Annotated in this window: 17 protein-coding genes; 6 read left to right on the forward strand and 11 right to left on the reverse strand. The window is 41.3% G+C overall.

Annotated features, from left to right (window positions below; all coding sequences use genetic code 11):
• Window positions 1–32 precede the first annotated feature (32 nt).
• Entirely contained in the window at window positions 33–1,448 is a 1,416-nt protein-coding gene (locus tag AC21OH_RS09485; RefSeq protein WP_487369955.1) for a lytic murein transglycosylase, read from the forward strand.
• 387 nt (window positions 1,449–1,835) lie between these two features.
• On the opposite strand, the gene AC21OH_RS09490 is transcribed toward AC21OH_RS09485, so the two are convergent.
• The 3 genes from AC21OH_RS09490 to AC21OH_RS09500 all read right to left on the reverse strand — a co-directional run bounded on the left by AC21OH_RS09490 (window position 1,836) and on the right by AC21OH_RS09500 (window position 4,495).
• Window positions 1,836–2,141 (reverse strand): hypothetical protein, encoded by a 306-nt coding sequence (locus AC21OH_RS09490; RefSeq protein ID WP_486536023.1) that lies wholly within the window; start codon window positions 2,139–2,141, stop codon window positions 1,836–1,838.
• Between the two features lie 247 nt (window positions 2,142–2,388).
• Window positions 2,389–3,609 carry a glutamate racemase gene (murI, locus tag AC21OH_RS09495; RefSeq protein WP_487369956.1) on the reverse strand — a complete coding sequence of 407 codons (1,221 nt, stop codon included), beginning with the start codon at window positions 3,607–3,609 and terminating at the stop codon, window positions 2,389–2,391.
• A gap of 274 nt (window positions 3,610–3,883) precedes the next feature.
• On the reverse strand, window positions 3,884–4,495 hold the full coding sequence (locus AC21OH_RS09500) for a DUF1285 domain-containing protein (RefSeq protein WP_487369957.1): 612 nt from the start codon (window positions 4,493–4,495) through the stop codon (window positions 3,884–3,886).
• A gap of 348 nt (window positions 4,496–4,843) precedes the next feature.
• Here AC21OH_RS09500 and AC21OH_RS09505 point away from each other — a divergent pair, with 348 nt between their 5' ends.
• On the forward strand, window positions 4,844–6,511 hold the full coding sequence (locus AC21OH_RS09505) for an electron transfer flavoprotein-ubiquinone oxidoreductase (RefSeq protein WP_486536020.1): 1,668 nt from the start codon (window positions 4,844–4,846) through the stop codon (window positions 6,509–6,511).
• Between the two features lie 106 nt (window positions 6,512–6,617).
• Here the strand turns inward: AC21OH_RS09505 and AC21OH_RS09510 are convergent, their stop codons facing one another.
• Entirely contained in the window at window positions 6,618–8,102 is a 1,485-nt protein-coding gene (locus AC21OH_RS09510) for an alanine/glycine:cation symporter family protein (protein ID WP_487369958.1), read from the reverse strand.
• 758 nt (window positions 8,103–8,860) lie between these two features.
• Between AC21OH_RS09510 and AC21OH_RS09515 the strand changes: the two genes are divergently transcribed.
• The 3 genes from AC21OH_RS09515 to AC21OH_RS09525 all read left to right on the forward strand — a co-directional run bounded on the left by AC21OH_RS09515 (window position 8,861) and on the right by AC21OH_RS09525 (window position 11,739).
• Window positions 8,861–9,121 carry a DUF4212 domain-containing protein gene (locus AC21OH_RS09515; protein WP_486536018.1) on the forward strand — a complete coding sequence of 87 codons (261 nt, stop codon included), beginning with the start codon at window positions 8,861–8,863 and terminating at the stop codon, window positions 9,119–9,121.
• Between the two features lie 5 nt (window positions 9,122–9,126).
• Complete coding sequence (locus AC21OH_RS09520; RefSeq protein WP_486536017.1) at window positions 9,127–10,995, forward strand: sodium:solute symporter family protein; 1,869 nt, start codon at window positions 9,127–9,129, stop codon at window positions 10,993–10,995.
• A gap of 162 nt (window positions 10,996–11,157) precedes the next feature.
• Window positions 11,158–11,739, forward strand: a complete 582-nt coding sequence (locus tag AC21OH_RS09525; RefSeq protein ID WP_487369959.1) for a hypothetical protein — start codon at window positions 11,158–11,160, stop codon at window positions 11,737–11,739.
• A gap of 49 nt (window positions 11,740–11,788) precedes the next feature.
• Here AC21OH_RS09525 and AC21OH_RS09530 read toward each other — a convergent pair whose 3' ends face one another.
• Together AC21OH_RS09530 and mazG are read right to left on the reverse strand one after the other, a co-directional pair.
• Window positions 11,789–12,169 (reverse strand): ComEA family DNA-binding protein, encoded by a 381-nt coding sequence (locus AC21OH_RS09530; RefSeq protein ID WP_487369960.1) that lies wholly within the window; start codon window positions 12,167–12,169, stop codon window positions 11,789–11,791.
• Complete coding sequence (mazG, locus tag AC21OH_RS09535; RefSeq protein ID WP_487369961.1) at window positions 12,162–13,013, reverse strand: nucleoside triphosphate pyrophosphohydrolase; 852 nt, start codon at window positions 13,011–13,013, stop codon at window positions 12,162–12,164. The genes AC21OH_RS09530 and mazG overlap by 8 nt, the downstream gene beginning before the upstream one ends.
• Before the next feature lie 523 nt (window positions 13,014–13,536).
• Between mazG and AC21OH_RS09540 the strand changes: the two genes are divergently transcribed.
• Window positions 13,537–14,988, forward strand: a complete 1,452-nt coding sequence (locus tag AC21OH_RS09540) for a phosphohexomutase domain-containing protein (RefSeq protein ID WP_487369962.1) — start codon at window positions 13,537–13,539, stop codon at window positions 14,986–14,988.
• Window positions 14,989–15,037: 49 nt separating this feature from the next.
• On the opposite strand, the gene AC21OH_RS09545 is transcribed toward AC21OH_RS09540, so the two are convergent.
• The 5 genes from AC21OH_RS09545 to pgi all read right to left on the reverse strand — a co-directional run bounded on the left by AC21OH_RS09545 (window position 15,038) and on the right by pgi (window position 22,047).
• The gene (locus AC21OH_RS09545) at window positions 15,038–16,438 is read right to left on the reverse strand and encodes a UDP-glucose/GDP-mannose dehydrogenase family protein (RefSeq protein ID WP_487369963.1); all 1,401 of its coding nucleotides are present in this window, start codon (window positions 16,436–16,438) and stop codon (window positions 15,038–15,040) included.
• A gap of 242 nt (window positions 16,439–16,680) precedes the next feature.
• Complete coding sequence (locus tag AC21OH_RS09550; RefSeq protein ID WP_487369964.1) at window positions 16,681–17,670, reverse strand: hypothetical protein; 990 nt, start codon at window positions 17,668–17,670, stop codon at window positions 16,681–16,683.
• Between the two features lie 79 nt (window positions 17,671–17,749).
• A complete protein-coding gene (gene cysC, locus AC21OH_RS09555; protein ID WP_487369965.1) occupies window positions 17,750–18,349 on the reverse strand; it encodes an adenylyl-sulfate kinase in 600 nt (199 codons plus the stop codon).
• Window positions 18,350–18,539: 190 nt separating this feature from the next.
• A complete protein-coding gene (gene sat, locus AC21OH_RS09560) occupies window positions 18,540–19,790 on the reverse strand; it encodes a sulfate adenylyltransferase (protein ID WP_486536009.1) in 1,251 nt (416 codons plus the stop codon).
• A gap of 526 nt (window positions 19,791–20,316) precedes the next feature.
• A complete protein-coding gene (gene pgi / locus AC21OH_RS09565; protein WP_487369966.1) occupies window positions 20,317–22,047 on the reverse strand; it encodes a glucose-6-phosphate isomerase in 1,731 nt (576 codons plus the stop codon).
• Between the last annotated feature and the right edge of the window lie 47 nt (window positions 22,048–22,094).

Below are 22,094 nucleotides of genomic sequence, written 5' to 3' on the forward strand. Positions count from 1 at the left end.
TTAGTAAATATTTATTTTGAAGGAAGATCTGTATGCGTCTTACTGCCATTACCTCTGCCGTTACTATTGGACTCGCTTTAGCTGCCACCAGTGCTCAAGCTGCCAAACCACCTGCGCCTTATTTATCTAATGCAGAGTTCCAGCAATGTTTAGACTCATTAAAAAATTCGAGTAAATTTGCTGATGTAGATAGCTATACCTTTAACAACTATCGTCCTGCCGCCCCTGACCCAAGCGTGATTCAATCACTCAACTATCAGCCTGAGTTTCAAAAAGACGTGTGGGATTATCTGTCGTCACTCGTTGATAAAGAACGTGTTGAAGATGGTATTCAGGCTAAGCGTGAAATGGCAGATACCTTGCGCCGTATTGAATCCCAATATGGCGTTAAAGCGGAGCACGTGTTAGGTGTGTGGGGTGTTGAGTCTAACTTTGGTCAGACCTTAGGTAAAAAAGATTTATTTAGCTCTTTGGCGACGCTGTCGTGCTTCGATCGTCGTCAATCCTACTTCCGTGGTGAGTTTGCCAACGCGCTTAGAATTGTTCAACACGGCGATATTGCGCCCAGTGATATGAAAGGCTCATGGGCGGGTGCGTTTGGGCAAACACAATTTATGCCCGGTACTTTCCTCGATTTAGCCGTAGACTTTGATGGCGATGGGCGCCGAGATTTAGTTAATAGTAAACCTGATGCGCTGGCCTCTACGGCAAACTTCTTAAAAAATCGCGGCTATCGTAGCGGCGAGCCTTGGGGATATGAGGTAAAACTCCCTGATGGGTTTTGGGGCGCTAGCAGTCGCAAAAATAAGAAAACAATGAGTCATTGGCGCAATCAAGGTATTACTTTAGCAGATGGTCGTCCACTACCATATGATTTAGACCGTGCAGGCTTATTATTACCGGCAGGTATGGATGGTCCCGCATTTTTGGTAGGCAAAAACTTTGATACCTTTTATTCGTACAATGCGTCAGAAAACTACGCGTTAGCCATTGCTCATTTGTCAGATCTGATTGAAAGCGAGAATAGTAATAAGACAGACTTTATCACCGCTTGGCCAACTGACGATCCAGGTATCAGCCGCAAGCAAGCTAAAGAGATTCAGCAGGCCTTACTTAATGCAGGTTATGATATAGGCGCGGTTGATGGCATTATCGGTGACAATACCCGTACTGCCATTCAGCAATATCAAACCAGCCAAGGTGTGTATCCTGCTGACGGCCGTGCAGGGCAGAAGTTCTATCGTTTAATTATGAGTAATGGCGCTATGGGCAATCAACAAGTGCAGCCTACTCAAAATTCCTTTCGGCAATACCCTTCTTCAAACAATAGAGTCCCTAGTACATCCAGTGACACCATTGGTCAGCTCATTGAAAAGCAAGATGGTTATCGCCGTACTGTTGATGCTAATGGCAATGTGCGCTTGGTTCGTATTGACACGGGGCAATAATCGCTAAAAAGCTTATTTTGCAGGTAGGTTGTAGGAGGATTTCATGAGGATTAATCACATGGGAATTAATAAGTATCCAAATCCTTTGAGCATTTAGCTACTTTGAGTAATATAGTCAAAGAACTATAGTCGGCGAACTTATAAAGAGTCACAAAGCGTCACGTTGTTAAACTCGCTAGGCCTACTGCTGCCTTTGTATTAATTGCTATTTGCACTCGGTTGTCTTGTAACCATTTTAGACTTCTTTGACTATAAAGTATGTTAGACATAAAAAAGCCGTGTATAACACGGCTTTTGCTATTTAGGTTGTTCTATTTAGGTTGTTCTATTGCAAGTAAACTGGACGAATTAACTCATCTAGTCTTTTCGCTTAGACGGTTGTTTAGCTTAAACGATAGGCGGTGGATTTGGCTTACCTGTCTCCCCATCCCATTCTTCTTGCGCTTTTTTGTCTAAGTCAGCAGGTGTCTTACGTTCCCACTTACCATTCTCTTTCCATGTGTCATCACCCCAGTCATCGTCTTCTTCTTTTCCGTCATCCCATTTTTTAAACGATTTACTTGGATCGATGCCACGGCGTTTCATATCTGCAATTTGTTCTTCCAGCGTATGAAACTGCTCAGCATCATGCATGCTGTCTTCTAATTCGTTAATTTCATTAATCTCATTTTTCAAGTTATTTCTATCAGACATATTATTATCCTTATATATTTGTGAAAATTTAGTCAGTTCTTTATTGATCTATATCGAAAACAAGCGCTAAAAGCCATTTGACTCTATAATTATTGTTGATTGTATAAATCATACTGTAAGCATACTTATTAAACAATTTTAACGCGTATGATTTATATTAAAAGTTGTTTATTGGCTTTGTCGATTAGTACTTACTTAAAGGCTCTATATTTATATTTCTTACATCATTTTATAACAACTTCATTCATCAATCACATATCAGCCGTTTGATCATTTTTGTCAACTCTTCAATATCGGTATTAGTATCCGTAACATAAAATGCTAAATGACTATTATTATTTTGCTTTGGTTGTTTCACACTTGCGTCAGTAACAGGCGTTCTGGGCATAGCTGCTGTTGAATTGTCTGTTGTTGTGTGAGCGGTTCTAGGGTTACATGTCGTTGTATGACTTATAACAGCTGTATGAGTTGTCGTTAAGGGTTCGCTACTGGTATTGTGCGCGGAATCTATAGGATATATAACACCCATGCGAATGTCTTGATAGTGGATTGGCTTGACTTTACTATCCTCAACATCCTCTTGATCAAGCCCGTTTGAGCTTATGTAAACGCCAGTTTTATTGTTATCAACCGAAGGCTTACCACACTGTTTGTTGTTAACTACAAGGTTAAGGTTATTGACAGACTCAGATATGTTAATGGGCGCAAGCTTATTGGTGGAATGTAGGATGTCTTTAACACGTGCGGCAATGGCGGAGCCTGAGTCTATCACCGATATGTTTAACCCCTGCTTACGAATCTCATCGGTCACAAACTCTCTAAAAAATGGATAATGAGTACACCCTAACACTAAGTGGTCAACATGATTGTGAGCAAATTCTTTTAGATGCTGCTTTAAGTTTCGTGCAGTATCACTATTGCTAGGCATGCCCGATTCAACCCAAGGCACTAAGTGGGGATCAAACCATTTTATGACCTTGACGCCTGATGGCTTGGCATAATTATCAATAACATTGTTTAGCAAGCTGCCCTCTAAGGTAGCCTTGGTTGCCAAAACTGCCACGCTTTTGCTTTGACTGTTAAAGACTGCAGGTTTTAACGCGGGCACAAGACCGACAATTGGAATGTTTGGATAATGGATACGCGCTTTTTCAAGAGCGTGCGCTGAGGCGCTATTGCAAGCGATAACAATTAATTTGCAACCAGAACGTACCAGCCAGCTAATTGCTGTTAACGTTAATTGCGTTATCTCATCGCTACTGCGCGTGCCATAAGGAACATTAAGCGTATCGGCATAATAAATATAGCGCTCACTAGGTAAAGTCTCTTGCAAATGCATATAGATAGACAGGCCGCCCACGCCAGAATCGAACAAACCAATAGGTGCCTGCTGTTGTTCAAGTACATCAGAAGCTCTATTGATCTGATTAGATGGTGGATGTTCATGCTCAGATAGCGCAGTAGTCATAGGAATGAGTCACAGATTTTTAGGGCGTGTCCCTATTTGATAGGTGAGGCTAAAAATGAGATAGATTTTTGCTAATAAAAGTAAATTTTGCATAGAATATAGATATATTATCTAAAAATCTTCAAAGATTAGCGAGAGTATAGGCATTTTTTGGCTATCAATCTCTAGAGTACCAATTATGGGCACGTCCTAATAGCCGTAGCTTTGGTTTTCACGTTTTAAGGTTGAACCACTCGTTTAGGTTACATCAAAAGTTTAGGGAACACTAATCGCGCTATTGATTCGGTACAGAGACAGCATAAGTTTGCCCACCACTTTTCAAAGTGAGGGTGGTCTCGCCATTCTCCTCACTTAGCTCCCCAAGTTTTATCAAATGCATGAAGACGTTTCTTGAGATTAGCCCTTTCATACCAAAGCGTACTGGAATATAAGGTCTGTCTTCGCCATCATATGATCCCATCTCTAAGGGATGCTCATTATCTAAATATACGACATCACCCGTACTGGTCAAAAATTCGACAAACTGCTCGCCCTCTTTATGAACTAAATTAACCTCAGTGATCAAAAAAGGCACGTCCTCGACAGTAATGCGGAGCTTCTCAACAGGAGTCTTGAGAAAATACGCTTTTGACTCGCCGCTACCCTCTGACCATAATACTGTAGCAAACAAATCGACCAAAGACTGACGATTAACTTGACTGCCCTCGTGCCACCATTCGCCATTGGCTTTTATAACCATATCCATATCGCCAACACGTTCAGGATGCCATTTATCAAGAGGTGGAATGGAGCGTCCACGCCGTTCACTGGTTTCTGCTTTAAGATATTCAGATAAACTATCTAAACTACGCCCTACCGGAAAATTATCGTTATCTTGTGCTGTCATTGCTAAATCCTTTCTCATTATGGTCTATACATATGAGTATAAATACATTTTTAGACTACTTTATCACGACTGAGTCACAAATCTTGTCGTCTTTATCTAACTTTTATTTTATAATAGGTAACCAAATGCAACCCTTTTTTTATATTTCCGCCAGCCTTGGTCGAAAAGCACTGCTATTTAGGTCATACTGATATCAGTATCATCCCTATGAACAACCGCTTATATAAATAGTACTTATACACTATTTATAAAATGCAATTAGTTTTCTTTTGATCAAAGTATAATAATCCACTCGAACATATTAAGGGTACAGAGTGGTTTTATTGAGCCAGCTACGAGGAGTTAGAAATGCAAGATGAACAAATAGAACGTGAGTCGATGGAGTTTGATGTCATTATTGTTGGGGGTGGTCCCTCTGGCCTGTCAGCAGCCATTCGTCTGCGTCAGCTTGCATTAGAAGCTGGTAATGATGAATTTATGGTCTGTGTTGTCGAAAAAGGCTCAGAGTTCGGCGCTCACATCCTATCGGGTGCGGTTATTGAGCCACGCGCTTTAAATGAGCTTATCCCAGATTGGAAAGAAAAAGGCGCGCCGCTTAACGTACCTGCGACTGAAGACCGCATTTACTATCTCAATTCTGCGACCCGTTCTACCAGAGTACCTGATGCACTTGTACCTGCTCCTATGCACAACCACGGCAACTATATTGTCTCGTTAGGCAATGTAGTACGCTGGTTGGCCGAGCAAGCTGAAGAGCTTGAGGTAATGATGTTCCCAGGTTTCCCAGCTTCTGAGATCTTATATAATGACGATGGCTCAGTACGCGGAATTTTAACTGGTGATATGGGTATTGCTGAGGATGGTTCTCAAAAATCGGGCTATGAGCCCGGGTATGAGCTGCTAGCAAAATACACGATATTCGCTGAGGGTAGCCGTGGTCACTTAGGTAAGCGTTTGATTAGCCGCTTTAGTCTAGATGAAGACAGCGATCCACAACATTACGGCATCGGTCTAAAAGAGCTATGGGAAGTCGATCCTAGTAAACACGAGCCAGGCGTAGTGATGCACGGACTAGGCTGGCCGCTAACTGAAACGGGTTCTACTGGCGGCTGGTGGTTATATCACGATGAGAACAACCAAGTTAGCTTTGGCTTAGTGATCGACTTGTCATATCATAACCCTTATCTGTCTACCTTTGATGAGTTGCAGCGTTTAAAAACGCATCCTGTCATTAGAGAAGTACTTGAAGGGGGTAAGCGTATTTCTTATGGAGCACGTGCATTAACCAAAGGCGGTCTAAACTCACTACCTAAGTTCACCTTCCCAGGTGGCGTATTGGTTGGTGATGATGCCGGTTTCTTGAACCCTGCCAAGATTAAAGGAACGCATACTTCTATGAAGTCTGGCATGCTTGCTGCTGAAGCTGTCTATAACGCTGTGGCTGCTGGTAGACAACATGATGAAGTGACAGAATATGCGGATGCATATAAAGCATCTTGGTTGTATGAAGACAATAAATCGTCGCGTAACTTCTCCCCTGCTATCCACCGTATGGGCCTATTAATGGGTGGTGCGTTTACGTTTATTGAGCACAATGTGCTCAAAGGAAATATGCCTTTAACAATTCGTGATACGATGCCAGATTATGACGCATTAGAAAAGGCAAGTACCACTTATCAGCCTGACTATCCAAAACCAGATGGCAAACTCACCTTTGATAAGCTGTCTTCAGTATTTATCTCAAATACCAATCATGCTGAAGATCAACCGTGTCATTTGAAACTTGTTGATCCTACGGTGCCGATTGAAGTAAATTTACCAATTTATGCAGAGCCTGCTCAGCGCTATTGTCCAGCAGGTGTTTATGAAGTTGTTAAAGACGCTGAAGGGGCAAAATTTGTCATTAATGCGCAAAACTGTGTTCACTGTAAAACCTGTGACATCAAAGATCCTGCGCAAAATATTATTTGGGTAACGCCCGAGGGTGGCGGTGGTCCAAACTACCCTAATATGTAGCGGCATAGGGCGCTATTGACCCAGTCTTAAAGTACAAAAAATCCCGTTCAATCTTTGAACGGGATTTTTTTATTTTGGATAAGTGTTATAGCACACTATGAATGTCTTAATCTGACCACGCATCACGGTTTGCTTCATCTTTAAGCTTCACAAACTTATCTGGATCAAATTTGATTTGATCAGGCGACTTACCCTCTTTTATTTGTCGCTCATAATCCCTTAAGATCCGTAGTGCCACAGGGGTCAACATGACAATAGCGGCCAAGTTAGTGAGCGCCATCAGCCCCATTGATAAGTCCGCAAAGTTCCAAATAGCAGGTAAGCTTGCAATGGATCCGATAAATACCATCGCCAATACAAACACACGGAAGATCATGATAGCGATCTTTGCACTTTTGGCCCCAGAAATAAACTCAAGATTAGATTCACCATAACTATAGTTAGCAATAATTGAGGTAAACGCAAAGAAGAAGATAGCTATGGCAATAAAGTAAACCCCTAAATCGCCCACATATTCTGATAAAGCGAGCTGAGTTAACTGAATACCTTCTTGTTCTACATTAGGATCTACCACGCCAGATAAAATAATGATTGAAGCGGTTGCCGTACATATAACTAGCGTATCAATAAACACACCTAGCATCTGCATAAAACCTTGAACCGCAGGATGATCAGGATGGCTTTGAGCGGTAGCAGCAGCGTTCGGCGCCGAACCCATACCCGCCTCGTTCGAGAACAAACCACGTTTAATACCATTGATCATGGCTTGAGCAATACCATAGCCTAATACACCGCCCGCCGCTTGCTCAAATCCAAATGCTGATTTAAAGATTAATGCAATGGCAGCTGGGAACTGGGTAAAATTGGTCAGGATAATAAACAGTGCAAGCAAGATATAAAGTATTGCCATAATGGGAACAACTTTACCTGCCACACGCGCTACAGAGCGCAATCCACCAAACACAACAGGTGTCACCAAAGCCACCAAACCCAATCCTGTTGCCCAAGTTGGAATTCCAAATGCTTTATTAGTCGCTTGAGCAATGGTATTGGCTTGCACGCCATTAAAGGCTAAGCCAAAAGCGATTAATAGACACACTGAGAATAAAATGGCCATCCAGCGTAGTCCAAGTCCCTTTTCAATATAATAAGCCGGACCCCCACGATAGACATTATCATTGTGCGGTACTTTATATGCTTGAGCCAATGTAGACTCAATAAAGCTTGTCGACATACCTACTATTGAGGTCATCCACATCCAAAATATCGCCCCGGGTCCACCGATATATATAGCAATAGCAACACCGGCTAAGTTACCCGTACCTACTCGGGCAGCCAGTGAGGTCATCAATGCTTCAAACGAGCTAATACCACCATCTTTGCGGCCTTGGTTTGACGTACGTAGCAATGACCACATATGACCAAAATGACGTATTTGGATAAAGCGCGTGGCCACTGTAAAATACAAACCTGCACCTATAAGAACAAAGACTAGCAAACCAAACCATGGGTTATTGAAGATGAGCCAGTCATCATTCCCCCAAATAATTCCGTTCCCCCAACCAACAAATGCATTAAAAGCATCTACCATAATGTCTCTCCTTTACCCCAAACTTTTCTTGTTTATGTTTAAACGTTTATGTTCAATAACTTAAATTTAGTATTAGTAGTTTGGATAAAACTGTGTGAATAAAATTATTGATTTCACTCTTTTATCTCAATATTGTGAGACTGTGTAAGTGAGACCGCTAAACTGTATAGTTAATCATAGATGCGTTTATGATTAAGTATGCGCATAGTAAATTTTACAAAAACGATAAATAAAATTTAGGCTTACATCGTTATTTAAGAGATTATTATATAAAAGTTGTAATTAATCTAATCTCGATATGCTCTTAATCTTTTAGGGATTATGATTACTTAACATCTCCCAACATCTGATTTATAAACGCCTTAAAAGAGTGTTAATGGAGGTAACTTTTCAGTTTGATTCAAACAATATCTCTAAGCTGCACATATACTGATACAATTTTTTAATTAATTATGCTTTTAGAGAAGCTAATTAATATAATAACAAGCTTTATTTCATATATTATCGCTAATCACATTATTATTAATCATGATTTATTGAAAATAGGTGATTGCTCTATGCTCGTCACCTATGTAGAATAAAAACATAAGTGACTTATCTAGATTAAATTTCTAGATTAAATTCATCGAAATTTAATACGTCACTTAATAGCGACTAACGATAGTATTCTTAAGTCGTTTTTTACTTCATAACTGCAGGACGCAGTTCCCCACTAGAGTTGATTATTTCAACTCTTAACGACAAAAGGAGTTTGTCTTATGCATTCCCCTCAAGACACATCAGGTTATTGGAAAGCCAATGTCCGGCTCATATTAGGTTGCCTAGCTGTTTGGGCAATTGTTCCTTATGGCTTTGCCATATTACTAAGACCTCTTCTATCAGGAATTCAATTCGGCGGTGCTGATTTAGGCTTCTGGTTTGCTCAGCAAGGGTCCATTGGGACCTTTATCGCTATCATCTTCTTCTACTCTTGGCGTATGAATAAGCTTGATAAACAATTCGGTGTAGATGAGGAATAAGTCTAATGAGTCAATTTACGATTAATATTTTATTCGTTGGTGCGTCATTTTTATTATATTTTGGCATAGCAATTTGGGCCCGCGCTGGGTCAACGAAAGAGTTTTATGTTGCAGGCGGCGGTGTTCATCCCGTCGTTAATGGTATGGCGACTGGTGCTGATTGGATGAGTGCGGCTTCGTTTATTTCCATGGCAGGTCTATTGGCCGCTGGTGGTTATGGTGCGTCAAGCTATCTTATGGGCTGGACAGGTGGTTATGTTCTATTGGCTTTATTATTAGCCCCCTACTTACGCAAATTTGGTAAGTTTACAGTTCCAGACTTTATTGGCGATCGTTTCTATTCAAAAACAGCTGCCCTTGTTGCCGTTGTTTGTTTGATTGTGGCTTCTACCACATACGTTATCGGTCAGATGACTGGTGCGGGCGTGGCATTCTCCCGCTTTTTAGAAGTAGATAATACCACTGGGCTTATTATTGCAGCCGTTGTGGTTTTCTTTTATGCCGTACTTGGTGGTATGAAAGGGATTACTTACACACAGGTTGCACAGTATATGGTACTTATTGTAGCCTATACCGTACCTGCTGTTTTCATCTCTTTGGAGCTGACGGGTAACCCAATACCGGGTCTGGGTCTATTTTCAGAATATGGCGATACAGGCGTACCGTTATTAACTAAGCTTGATCAGGTAGTTACCGATCTTGGGTTTGCCGCTTACACGGCAGACGTACCGAATAAGCTTAATATGGTACTGTTTACGTTATCGCTGATGATTGGTACAGCAGGTCTTCCTCACGTTATTATTCGCTTTTTCACCGTACCAAAAGTTTCAGATGCACGCTGGTCTGCTGGTTGGGCATTAGTATTTATTGCTCTACTATACTTCACAGCACCAGCTGTTGGCGCTATGGCTCGTTTGAACTTGATTGACACCGTTTATCCCCAAGGTGTTGATGCGCCTGCCCTCAAATATGAAGATCGTCCTAGCTGGATGCAAACTTGGGAAGACACAGGTTTGATAAAGTATAACGATCTCAATAATGATGGCCGTATTCAAATGTATAACGATGGCGGTCTAGGTGCAGCAACAACAGCACTTGCTACTGCTGAAGCTGAAGGCGGTGATGTTGCCGCTGCTACCACGGCACTACAACAAGCTCAAGCGGCTCAAGATAGCGAGCTTGACGGTAAATTTACTCAAGCAGGATGGGCAGGTAATGAGCTTGATGTTAATAAAGACATCATGGTACTTGCCAACCCTGAAATTGCAAACTTACCACCATGGGTTATTGGTCTGATCGCGGCCGGTGGTCTTGCTGCTGCATTATCAACTGCTGCTGGTCTATTGTTGGCTATTTCATCCGCCATTAGTCACGATTTAATCAAACGTAATATTAATCCTAATATTTCGGATAAAGGTGAGCTGATGGCTGCGCGTATATCAATGGCAGTTGCTATTGTGGTTGCCACATATTTAGGGCTCAATCCACCAGGTTTCGCTGCACAGGTTGTTGCATTGGCCTTTGGTATTGCGGGTGCGTCATTGTTCCCAGCATTAATGATGGGTATATTCTCTAAACGTATTAATAGTATTGGCGCCATCTCTGGTATGTTAGCCGGTCTGATTATTACCTTAGTTTATATCTTTATGTTCAAAGGCTGGTTCTTTGTATCAGGAACAGCAAACTTCCCAGATACTGTCGAGCATTGGTTTATGGGTATTTCACCACTATCATTTGGTGCAATTGGTGCCTTAATCAACTTCGTTGTTGCCTTTGTTGTGTCTTCAATGACTGCGCCGCCGCCTGCACACATTCAAGAATTGGTAGAAAGTGTTCGTATGCCACGTGGTGCTGGAACCGCAGTAGATCATTAAAAGCTAAGTATCATTGCTAGTTTCAATAACTAGATTTGATAAATAAATTAAAAGAATAACTTTAAGGTGATTAAGTCAGCAACTGATTTAATCACCCTTTTTTGTATATAAACTTGCTTTTGAGTATATACTCACCTTTATACCTCCTACTGGAAATATTTAATGATTTACGAATTTATTGCGACGGTTGCTGCTGGATTTGGCATGGCAGGACTTGCTCTATTGATCAGACAATTAACCAAACTTGTTGGTATTCAAACACCAAAGTGGCTCATTCCTATATTCGCCGGACTGGGTATGTTAGGATTTCAAATCCATCAAGAGTACAACTGGCAAGCACAGCAAATTCGCATTCTTTCAGAAAAAGTACAAGTAGTCAAAACCATTGAAGACAAGGTCTGGTATCGACCTTGGAGTTATTTAAAGCCACAAGTTATTCGATTTATGGCTGTCAGTGAAGTTCACGACTTAAACATTATAGATAACGCAGATGATAAAGATACTGATGAAAATAACGCCAATAAGTATTTTAATGACGACATTAAACGCACGAATATATATTTATTTGAAAGACGCATAAGCACTAAGATTATTCCGCAGCTCATAAACTGTACAAAACACACCACCACATCTATTGCGCCAGATACGGCGTCAGATACCACAGTTTACGTAGCAGCACTAAAACAGCTTAAATGGTCTAAAATTAATGCTGATGATGCATTATTTAAAACCGTATGTCAGTAAATCGTCAAGCATGTCTATCCAAACTTAAGCGAGCTTTACCCCTAGGCATTTATTCAATAGACAGTCTACTTCTATTTTTTTCGATGGTTTTTGCGCCAATGCCTTTGACTTGAGTCAAACTATTAATAGAAGCAAAAGGACCAAAAGTCTCTCGATACAATATAATTGCTTTGGCTTTATTACTTCCAATACCCTCTAACGTGGTTAATTCAGCCTCCGTTGCCCTATTGATATACACCAGACGATGACGACTCGCAAGCTTGGTTTCTTGAGCCGCCAATTGCTCTTGCGATATCAAGTACGCATACGCACTATTGGCATCGCTAAAACATTGCTGCGCATAAACAGGCTTTACTAACAACATTAATAAGACACAAATACCCTGCTTAATTCGTTTAGCAAGGAGGACTGCTAACGGTTGTTTATTCATATTGCTTAGCAGCTTCCCACAAATCATCCATCTCATCTATACTGCTATCTTCAGGCGTGCGGCCCTGTTTTTTAAGCTTATCTTCTATATAGGCAAATCGCGAGCGAAACTTATGCACACAAGTCAGCGTGGCTGCTTCGGCATCTATACCAATCTTACGAGCAACATTCACCAATCCAAATACGCAATCACCAAGCTCTTTTTCTAATTCAATTTTGGTTTGATCATCCACATGCTCGCCTTGTTTGGGCAGTATTTGTTTTAGCTCAGCGATTTCTTCTTCAAGTTTTTCTACTGCGCCTTCAATACCCTCCCAATCAAATCCCATCTTACTGGCGGATTTTTGTAGACTTTGCGCCTGCATGAGGGCACTACCTGCTTTAATACTGTCCAAACGTCTTTTAGGCTTGCCTCGGCGCTCACGCTCTAAATTTTCGAGCACCTTTATTTCATCCCAGCGCTGTTTGACCGCTGTATCATCTGACAGTTTGTCGGCTTCAAAAACATGCGGATGTCGGCGAATAAGTTTACTTTGCAGCGTATAAACCACTTCACCCAAATCAAACTCATGTTGCTCTGCATAAATCTGACAATGAAAAATCACTTGCAGCAGCACATCCCCTAGCTCGCCTTTGATATCTTCGATATCGCCATCTTGTATTGCTTCTGCTAGCTCATAGGCTTCTTCAATTGCATAAGGGATCAAGCTATGATTGGTTTGCTTAATATCCCAAGGGCAATCGGCACGCAATCGCGCCATAAGCGCTAGTAAATCATCCAAGTTTCGACTGGCGTTTGGTATGCCCTCTACGGGCGTTGGCGGGTGAATTAAATCAGCTTTCATACCGTTATTCTCTATTATTTGCATATGACAAAACATTTAAAATATAAATCTAAATTTGAGTCCGTTGACTCTTAATATTGGCAGTGTACCATTAATACAAGACTTTATAATTAAACACGAATACAAGACGTTAATACAAGGCACTTAAAGATTTTAAATTCATAGTCAGCGAACTTCTTAACGATGACGGTGTAAACCTCGCTAAGCTTACACGAGTAGTACTTTCACTTGTTTGCCTTGTAATTATTTTAGACTTCTTCGACTATATAACACCGTTGTGTCGGTAATTTTTAAAGCATTTTATAGCGACATTCTATAGCGTCGACTTTATATTGCTATGATAAATCGCGTTATTAGCGGCTAATGTATATTGTTTTAATCAGAGCGGTGCAGTATCTGTGTGTGGCTATCGTTAAATGCTCTTAACAGCCGCGCCACATTAAGGTATATTTCTAAGCACACGCATTATCATTAAATCGTCTTTAATATACCCATATCTTAAACCTAATCATAAAGGCAACACATGACCACATCAAATCAATCTGCCCTACCTTATCGTGAAATCACTTCTTTTAAAGCTTATGATATCCGAGGTGAGCTCGGCGTTAATTTAGATGAAGACATTGCGTATCGGATTGGACGTGCGTTTGCACAAATTTTGTCCAGTCGCCGTGATGAGAATGGGGTACCGAACCATATAAATAACTGTATTACGATTGGTAGCGATATTAGAGACTCAAGTGAAACCTTAAAACAGGCGACAATTAAAGGAATTACGGACGCTGGTGTTGATGTTATTGATTTGGGAATGACGGGCACCGAAGAGGTGTACTTTGCGACCAGTCATTTTAACGCTTTAGGAGGTATTGAGGTAACTGCCAGTCACAATCCAATAAATTATAACGGACTTAAACTGGTCCGTGAAAACTCTAAACCTATTAGTGCCGACACAGGCTTAGCTGATATTCAGCAGCTGGCACAAAAAGGAGAGTTTGCCGCTCAAGGTCAAGGAAATGTGACAAAAGAGACGGATAAAACCGCCTATGTCGATCATTTGATGCGGTTTATTGATACAGACAAGCTAGTACCCTTAAAAATTGTTATTAATTCAGGTAACGGAAGCGCTGGCCCTACAATTGATTTAATAGAACAACGTCTACAGCAGCGCAGTGCACCCATTGATATTATCAAAGTGCATCATACCCCTGACGGTAGCTTTCCAAATGGTATCCCAAATCCAATGATATTGGCTAATCGTACGTCAACCAAACAAGCAGTCATTGAGAATGAGGCTGATATGGGTATTGCATTTGATGGCGACTTCGATCGCTGTTTCTTGTTTGATGCTCGTGGTGAGTTTGTCGAAGGCAGCTATGTGGTAGGAATGTTGAGCCAGGCATTTTTACAAAAGAATAAAGGCGCAGCCATCGTCTATGATCCACGTGTTATTTATAATACTGAAGCCATAATAGATGAAGGTAATGGTGAGGGCGTTATCAGCAAGTCTGGCCATTCATTCATTAAACAAGTGATGCGTGAGTCTGGCGCCATTTATGGCGGCGAGATGAGTGCGCATCATTATTTTAAAGACTTTTTCTATTGCGATAGTGGCATGATCCCTTGGCTACTAACCATTGAGCTTTTATCTACAACAGGCAAGTCACTGGGACAATTGGTTGATGAGCGTATTAGCGCCTATCCAAGCTCTGGAGAGATAAACTTCAAACTGACTGAATCGGGAAGTGATGAAATCATCAGCGCTATTGAATCATATTATAGTGACCAACATCCTGAGAAAAACACATTGGATGGCTTAAGTCTAGACTTTGGTGATTGGCGTTTTAATATTAGAGCTTCAAACACTGAGCCCTTGATTCGGCTTAACATCGAGACCAAAGGCAATGAGAGCTTACTTACTCAAAAAACGACTGAAATTAAACAATGGCTTGCCAGCCAAGGCGCAAAGATAGCATAGCAAGGTCCGTTTTTTACTTAAGTTTGGGCCTACTCATCATTCACCGACTTTATTTATAACGCCCAATCCCTTGATAGTCGCCAGTTAGCGCCTTTATCTGATCTTTAGAGAAGGCGTTTTGAGCATCAAATATTGGCACAACCGCATCATTTATAGCGCTGATAGGTAGGCGCATTATGGTTGGCCAAGACAATACAAATAGTGCATCACTATTAGGTAACTGATCGTTAGCGGACTTAATAAACTTAAGTAAAGGCTCATCTGGGTACAGACTAGCAAGCTCGCACTCTGCTTCTGCTGCATACACATAAGTCGTGATGTTATAGGACCACAATAAATGTAGTAAAGGATGAATCGCCGCTTCAGAGGTACGTCCAGAGCCTGATTTATAGCTTGCACCCCATATACTGACTTTTTTGTTTTCTATGGCCCCATCAAAATACTGCCAAAACTTACGGAAGATAAGCTCTTTTTGATCATCGTTTATGAGGTCGACAGCATTCATCAAACGATGCTCTACTTGAGTGTTTTCAAGGGTTTGATTCAATGCGTTTATTTCAGCAGGTAATGAGCGCCCGCCAAACCCCCATCCTGCTTTTAGATAACTGCTACCAATACGCGAATCAAGCCCCATAATATCTGCTACTTCTAGGATATCGACCCCTTGATGATCCGCCAATCTTGACCATTCATTCATAAAGCTCACCCGCGTGGCCAACATGCTCATAATGGCACTGCGTGAAAACTCAATGGTGGCGATATCACTAATATACTTCTTTTTAGCTTGGGCAATTAAAGGTTGTAGCAGTACGATTTTATCCAGCGAATCATTTGTTTTCTCGCCCATTAACCATAGCTTTGGAGATAACATTGAAGGATAGGCATTGCCATCTTGCAAAAACACAAAAGGCACGTAGTAGACCCATGGTCTTTGACAATGCCGACTTAGCTTATCAAACAATCCTAGCGTGCTAATACCACTTAATACAATGGGCGTTTGAATGGATACAGTGCTGTTATTTAGCTGACTTACCCAGGCTTGCTGTGAATCATCTTGTTCAATCCAAGCGTCTGGAAGATCATTATAAAATATCCAAAATAAGTCAGCTTTATTGTCAGCCAGCTCATCATTGTCGTCCAGTCTCTGATTTTCAGACAGTGCCTCATTTTCAGACAGCGCTTTATTCCCAGCGAACACCTCACTCGCTTGCAGTGGGATATCGTGAATTTTGATGGTTTGCTGGTCAATATAGAGTTGCCATAAGGCTTGCTGCTGATGCTCAAAGCTATAGTTATCTAAAGTATGCTGCAACTGTGTTTTATTGGCGTACAAACTCACTGTATTGCCAAGGCTTACCATGACCGTAGCGGTAGTGATCGCATCAATAGAATTACCAATGATGACACTATGAGAAGCTGCTTTATTGCCTTTAGATGCCCTTGTTTCCATGTTCACATAATCCTTAATTTTTCAAATAGATGTAGCCCTAAACATCCATATAATAACAACATTAAGTCGCTGTACACAGTGTACTTGTGGTATCAGTCTGCCGTGCTTGTTAGTCTATATTTATATATTTTGAGCATATTTTTAATAGCATCTCACCAACGCTAATACCTTTAAATATTGAGTATAGATGAAGACAAATGATAGATATGGCAAGATATAAGATATAAGATATATGTTATAGATTAATGATCGTAATAGTCACTAACCGTTTTTAAGAACGCATCTAATTCATTGATAGGTAATCTGTTGATACCTGCTGCACCTTCTCGTCCACCGCCTGTGGCATATTGACTACATAGCTTACTGGCTCCATATGGATTGTCTTTAGGCGCACGTAGGCTGATTGTATAAGATTCTAAATGATTATTATGGGTGATGATAATAACGGGCTTACTAGGTGTGTTCGCAGCAAGAAGGTTGCCGTAAGTGCCACTTATCCGACGTGCCCAAGCCGCATCTTCTAATATAACAGCGATTAAGTTTCTATGCTCTAATGGCTGTTGCTGTATCGCCATTGCTATATCTTCGTTGTAGCCGTGCTGTAGACAATCAAAAATAGAGTCTGACGCTGCAACAATCTCAAAGGGAGTGTCGTAACGGCTCAACTGATGGTATAACTCACTGGGAGGGAAATGCAAATCAGCTACCGCACTGCCGTAGCCATTATAATTGACTAAAACGCCAAGCGTCTTAATTTGTTCGCACTGTTTATGAGTTAAGCTTAGAGTGTTTGCGAAACGATAGCCCACATCATCAAGTCCATCTCCGAATACAGCGCACAGCGCCCAAAGGGCATACTGGCCTTTTAATTCGTTATTGACCAGTAGTCCTGTGCATACGTTTGGAGAGGTATTGATACGCGTGGTAAGTTTTGGATGTTCAAACAGTGTGTCTGCTTTATGATGATCGCAATAAAACACGCTGTGACAATCCATCAAAGCGTGTTTAACCCCTTCTATATTCTTATCGAATGAGAGATCAAAGACACTTATGTAAGCGTCTTGCACCCATTCATTCGGTAGGTTTTCAACCAGCTTAATATCCCGCTTCACGCCAGTTATTAACCGATGATCATCGTCATTAGAAGCACAAATAGGATACGCTTTACGCCACTGAATTAACGAAAAGATACCATCTGCATCACCATTAAACACATCAAGATAAGTTGCCATTGCCTAACTTCGTTTGGTTAAAGTACGGTACGTTATTGATTAAAAATCATTTGCAAAATAATTAAAAATTAATTAAAAATCACTTAATATAGTTATTTTGAATCAAATACTCAATAACTTGCGTAGCAACCTCTTCGATGCTTTTATCTTGAGTGTGTAGACATAGCTCAGGGTTGGTCGGTACTTCATAAGGCGAATCAATACCTGTAAAGTTAGGGATGACACCAGCGCGGGCTTTTTTGTACAGGGATTTAGGATCACGCTTTTCACACTCTTCTAACGGGGTATCGACAAAGATTTCAATAAAGTCATCTCCAACCAGCTCACGGGCGGCGTTTCTATCGCTTGCAAATGGAGAGATAAAAGCTGTTGAGACGATCAATCCTGCATCGTTAAACAAACGGCTTACCTCTGCGATTCGGCGTATATTTTCAACACGATCTGCATCTGTAAACCCTAAATCTTTGTTTAACCCGTGGCGGACGTTATCACCATCTAATAAATACGTGGCATAACCTCTGTCATGTAACATGCGATCCACAGCATTAGCAAGGGTTGACTTCCCTGAGCCCGACAAACCGGTATACCATAATATACAAGGCTTGTTGCCGAGTTTGTCTTGGCGCTCAGCGGGGGTTACGGCGGCATCATGCCAGACGATGTTTGTTGCTTTACTCATAGGTTTCCTTCGCTGTACTCAGCTAAATATTTGGTCTATATATCACTATAGTCAAAGAAATATAAAATGGTTACAAGGCAACTAAGTGCAAGTACTACTATAGTAGGGCAAGCGAGGTTAACACCGCAACCGTTTAGTATTTCGCTGACTATATAATAAGAATGCTCAAGTTGTTAGGCTTATTCACGGTCTAAACCGCAGACGCTCCTTTTAGTTCAACTTTCGCACGGTCTTCTTTAGCGATAGTACTGTAGTAATCACGCAAGATTTTAAGCACCTCTGGGCGGCTAAAGTTCTCAGGTACATGCTGATCTTCAGACAATGCTTTACGTAATTTGGTTCCAGATACTTTGACGTGATGCTCAGCATCATGTGGGCAGGTTTTGGTAGATGCCATTGACTGACAGGCATCACACCAAAACGTCCAATCAATTTTGATCGGCTTGGTCTTTAAGGCATTTTCTGGAATTTCATCAAAGATATCTTGCGCATCAAATGCACCATAGTAATCCCCCACACCAGCATGATCACGTCCTACGATAAGCTCTGAGCAGCCATAGTTTTGTCTAAATAGGGCGTGTAGTAACGCTTCACGGGGTCCTGCGTAACGCATATCCAATGGATATCCTGATTGAATGACCGTATCTTTTCTAAAATAATTATCTATTAATGTGCCAATGGCGTCTTGGCGGACTTCTGCAGGGATATCGCCCGGTTTTAATGCGCCTAATAATGAGTGAATCATCACCCCATCACACGTCTCCACAGCTATTTTCGCCAGATATTCATGCGAGCGGTGCATCGGATTACGGGTTTGAAAAGCCGCTACTTTCTTCCAGCCTTTTTTTGCAAACGCTTCGCGGGTTTGCGTGGGCGTCATATAAATCCCTGCATATTCAGTAGGAAACTCGCCTTGGCTAAAGACTTCAACACGTCCTGCTAGGTTAATATCTTTTTGTTCCATTACTTTTTTGACACCAGGATGCTCAGTGTCTGTGGTTCCAAATACAGTTTTACACTCATGTTCTTTGTCAATGCTGTATTTTTCCTCTAGTGTCAAAATACCCATGATTTCACCGTCTTCAGCTTTAAGGGCGATCTCATCCCCTATTGCAAAGGCATCAGACTCGTCTTTACTCGCCGATAACGTAATCGGAATGGGCCAAAACAGTTTGTTATTTTCTCCAGATTTGAGTGTCATCTCGTCACACACACCTTGCCAATCTGCTTTATTCATAAACCCATCAAGTGGCGTAAAACCGCCAATACCTAGCATGATTAAATCACCACGCTCACGTGATGTCATCGTAATACTGGACAGTGATTTGGCTTTATTTTTAGCGTTTTCAAGCATCTCACCTTCAAGAAGAAGTACATTTAGTGCTGGGCTACCGTGTGGGGTAACTAAGTTATCTAACGCAGCGTCAAGGCTATTGGACATTCTAAACTTCCTCTATATTAAATTAACATCTCAAATTTATATCGCAGTTTTTCTTAAGCCGCTAGTATATGAGTCAATTGCCTGAGCTATCAAGCTTACCCAGCGTTCACAAAACGTCTACTTGCCAAAAGAAAGCTTAAATCAAGCATGATTTAAGCGGCGATAAAATGCATCATTTTGGCGTGTAAGCTATGTACTATCTATCATCAGCGTAGCCAGCGGCTTAAATAAAAAGTCAGCTGCTTTTATGGCTAGATTAAGAGTTAGAAAAAGTAAAGGCAGAATAAGAATATCAAAAAAAGGCCTTACAGCACTGTGTAAGACCTTAGAATAGTTATTGATTTCGTGACAACTATTATTTTGATTGGGAGTCAGTATTGTTTGTATAGTCATTTAACCTAATCAATCAACTGAGCCGATCAATTGAGCCGATCAACTCAGTCAATCAACCTAGCCCTTATATCAAATCATCAAATCATCAAATCAAGTCATTCAATCAAATTCATTAATCTTAAAAGTGGTTAGACTATACCTTATTGATATGATTGATTAATGCTTGAGTAGAACCATCTAATATATTAATTTCAGAAGGCACAGATTCGACGTTATCCTTTGTTTCAGATGTGCTATCCGTATTATGAGCGTAAGATGAACTATTTAACGATATATATTTAAATACTTCATCAGCAACTTTCTTACCCATTTCAACCCCCCATTGGTCAAATGGATTAATATCCCATAGACTGGCCATCACATACACTTTATGTTCGTATAGCGCTATGAGTGCGCCAAAGCTTTTGGGCGTTAGCTCATCCAGTAAAATTGTTGTCGAGGGCTGGTTGCCTCGATAACGTTTGAATTTATCGATGTCTAATTTAGGTTCATTCGGCTTAGACGCTAAGGCATCATTACCAAACGCCAATACTCGGCTTTGAGCCAAACAATTCGCTAGAGACAGCGCATGCTGATGTTTGAGCTCATTGGCACCTGCATCTTCGTAATAATTGACGCACGCGATAAAATCACAAGAGACTCTTTGAGTGCCTTGGTGTAGTAGCTGATAAAAGGCATGCTGCGCATTTGATCCAATCTCGCCCCATAGGATAGGTGAGGTTGCATAAGCAACAGGCTGGCCGGTGTGGGTAACCGACTTACCATTACTCTCCATCTCAAGCTGGGTTAAATAGCTTGGTAAGTATTTTAGCCTTCCATCATAGGGTAAAACGGTATGCGCATTTATATTTAAAAAGCTACTATTCCAAACACCTATAAGTCCTAATAATACCGGTAAATTACTCTCAAAATCAGCGGTTTGAAAATGGGTGTCCATCTCGTGAGCACCCGCCAGCATCTCATAAAATCTTGGCATGCCGATACGGATAGCAACTGCCAGTCCAATAGAAGACCACATTGAGAACCTGCCCCCTACCCAGTCCCATAGCTTTAGTTGGTGTTGTTCAACAATACCCCACTCGCTCACCTTATCAGGATTAGCAGAAATACCTATAAAATGGCGCCGTAATAGAGTGGATTGACTGGCACCAGTCATGGACAACCAAACCCTAGCTGTTTGTGCATTTGATAACGTATCGACGGTACCAAATGATTTAGACGAGATAATAAATAATGTCGTTTCAGGATTAAGATGTTCAAGTAAGCTGCCTAACTGTGTACCATCCATGTTCGATACAAAATGAACGCGTATGTCGCTATCTGCCCATTCGTCTAAAGCGGCATTTGCCATTAGCGGTCCTAAATCTGAACCACCCACCCCTATATTAACAACATCCGTTATGGCCTTACCAGAGTAGCCACGCCACACGCCGCTACGTATGCGCTCAACTAGATTTGCCGCTTTGGTCAAACTGGCATGAACTTCGCTAACCATATCTTGACCATCTACAAAAAGCGTGGCATCTTTGGGAAATCGTAATGCCATATGTAGCGCCGCACGATTCTCACTGGTATTGACCTTATCCCCATTAAATAATGCTGAAATTCGCTGCGGCAGACCACACGCTGATGCCAAGTCAATAAGTGCCCTCTTAACCTCACTGTCCATACACTGCTTAGAATAATCAAAATAAATACCTTGGGTATCGCAGCCAAACTGCTGCGCGCGATTTTTGTCATTGGCAAACAGCTGCGTTAGCGACCAGCGTCTTTGTGCTAGCTGCTCTAATTGCTTCCACGCTGGTAATTGATTCGGCAAGGTCGTATCTGACGTTATCTCTTTATGATATGAAGCGAGTGACATGGTTGTAACCTATTAACAGATCTGATGCATAACCTGCATACTTATGA

This window comes from Psychrobacter sp. CX10 (assembly GCF_057621575.2).

Coding starts and splice junctions, on each gene's coding strand:
- pgi (WP_487369966.1), bottom strand. CDS start 22,047: ATGTCACTCGCTTCATATCATAAAGAGATAACGTCAGATACGACCTTG.
- AC21OH_RS09510 (WP_487369958.1), bottom strand. CDS start 8,102: ATGGTAGATGCTTTTAATGCATTTGTTGGTTGGGGGAACGGAATTATT.
- murI (WP_487369956.1), bottom strand. CDS start 3,609: ATGACTACTGCGCTATCTGAGCATGAACATCCACCATCTAATCAGATC.
- AC21OH_RS09520 (WP_486536017.1), top strand. CDS start 9,127: ATGAGTCAATTTACGATTAATATTTTATTCGTTGGTGCGTCATTTTTA.
- AC21OH_RS09540 (WP_487369962.1), top strand. CDS start 13,537: ATGACCACATCAAATCAATCTGCCCTACCTTATCGTGAAATCACTTCT.
- AC21OH_RS09550 (WP_487369964.1), bottom strand. CDS start 17,670: ATGGCAACTTATCTTGATGTGTTTAATGGTGATGCAGATGGTATCTTT.
- cysC (WP_487369965.1), bottom strand. CDS start 18,349: ATGAGTAAAGCAACAAACATCGTCTGGCATGATGCCGCCGTAACCCCC.
- AC21OH_RS09530 (WP_487369960.1), bottom strand. CDS start 12,169: ATGAATAAACAACCGTTAGCAGTCCTCCTTGCTAAACGAATTAAGCAG.
- mazG (WP_487369961.1), bottom strand. CDS start 13,013: ATGAAAGCTGATTTAATTCACCCGCCAACGCCCGTAGAGGGCATACCA.
- AC21OH_RS09525 (WP_487369959.1), top strand. CDS start 11,158: ATGATTTACGAATTTATTGCGACGGTTGCTGCTGGATTTGGCATGGCA.
- AC21OH_RS09500 (WP_487369957.1), bottom strand. CDS start 4,495: ATGACAGCACAAGATAACGATAATTTTCCGGTAGGGCGTAGTTTAGAT.
- AC21OH_RS09505 (WP_486536020.1), top strand. CDS start 4,844: ATGCAAGATGAACAAATAGAACGTGAGTCGATGGAGTTTGATGTCATT.
- AC21OH_RS09545 (WP_487369963.1), bottom strand. CDS start 16,438: ATGGAAACAAGGGCATCTAAAGGCAATAAAGCAGCTTCTCATAGTGTC.
- AC21OH_RS09490 (WP_486536023.1), bottom strand. CDS start 2,141: ATGTCTGATAGAAATAACTTGAAAAATGAGATTAATGAAATTAACGAA.
- AC21OH_RS09515 (WP_486536018.1), top strand. CDS start 8,861: ATGCATTCCCCTCAAGACACATCAGGTTATTGGAAAGCCAATGTCCGG.
- AC21OH_RS09485 (WP_487369955.1), top strand. CDS start 33: ATGCGTCTTACTGCCATTACCTCTGCCGTTACTATTGGACTCGCTTTA.
- sat (WP_486536009.1), bottom strand. CDS start 19,790: ATGTCCAATAGCCTTGACGCTGCGTTAGATAACTTAGTTACCCCACAC.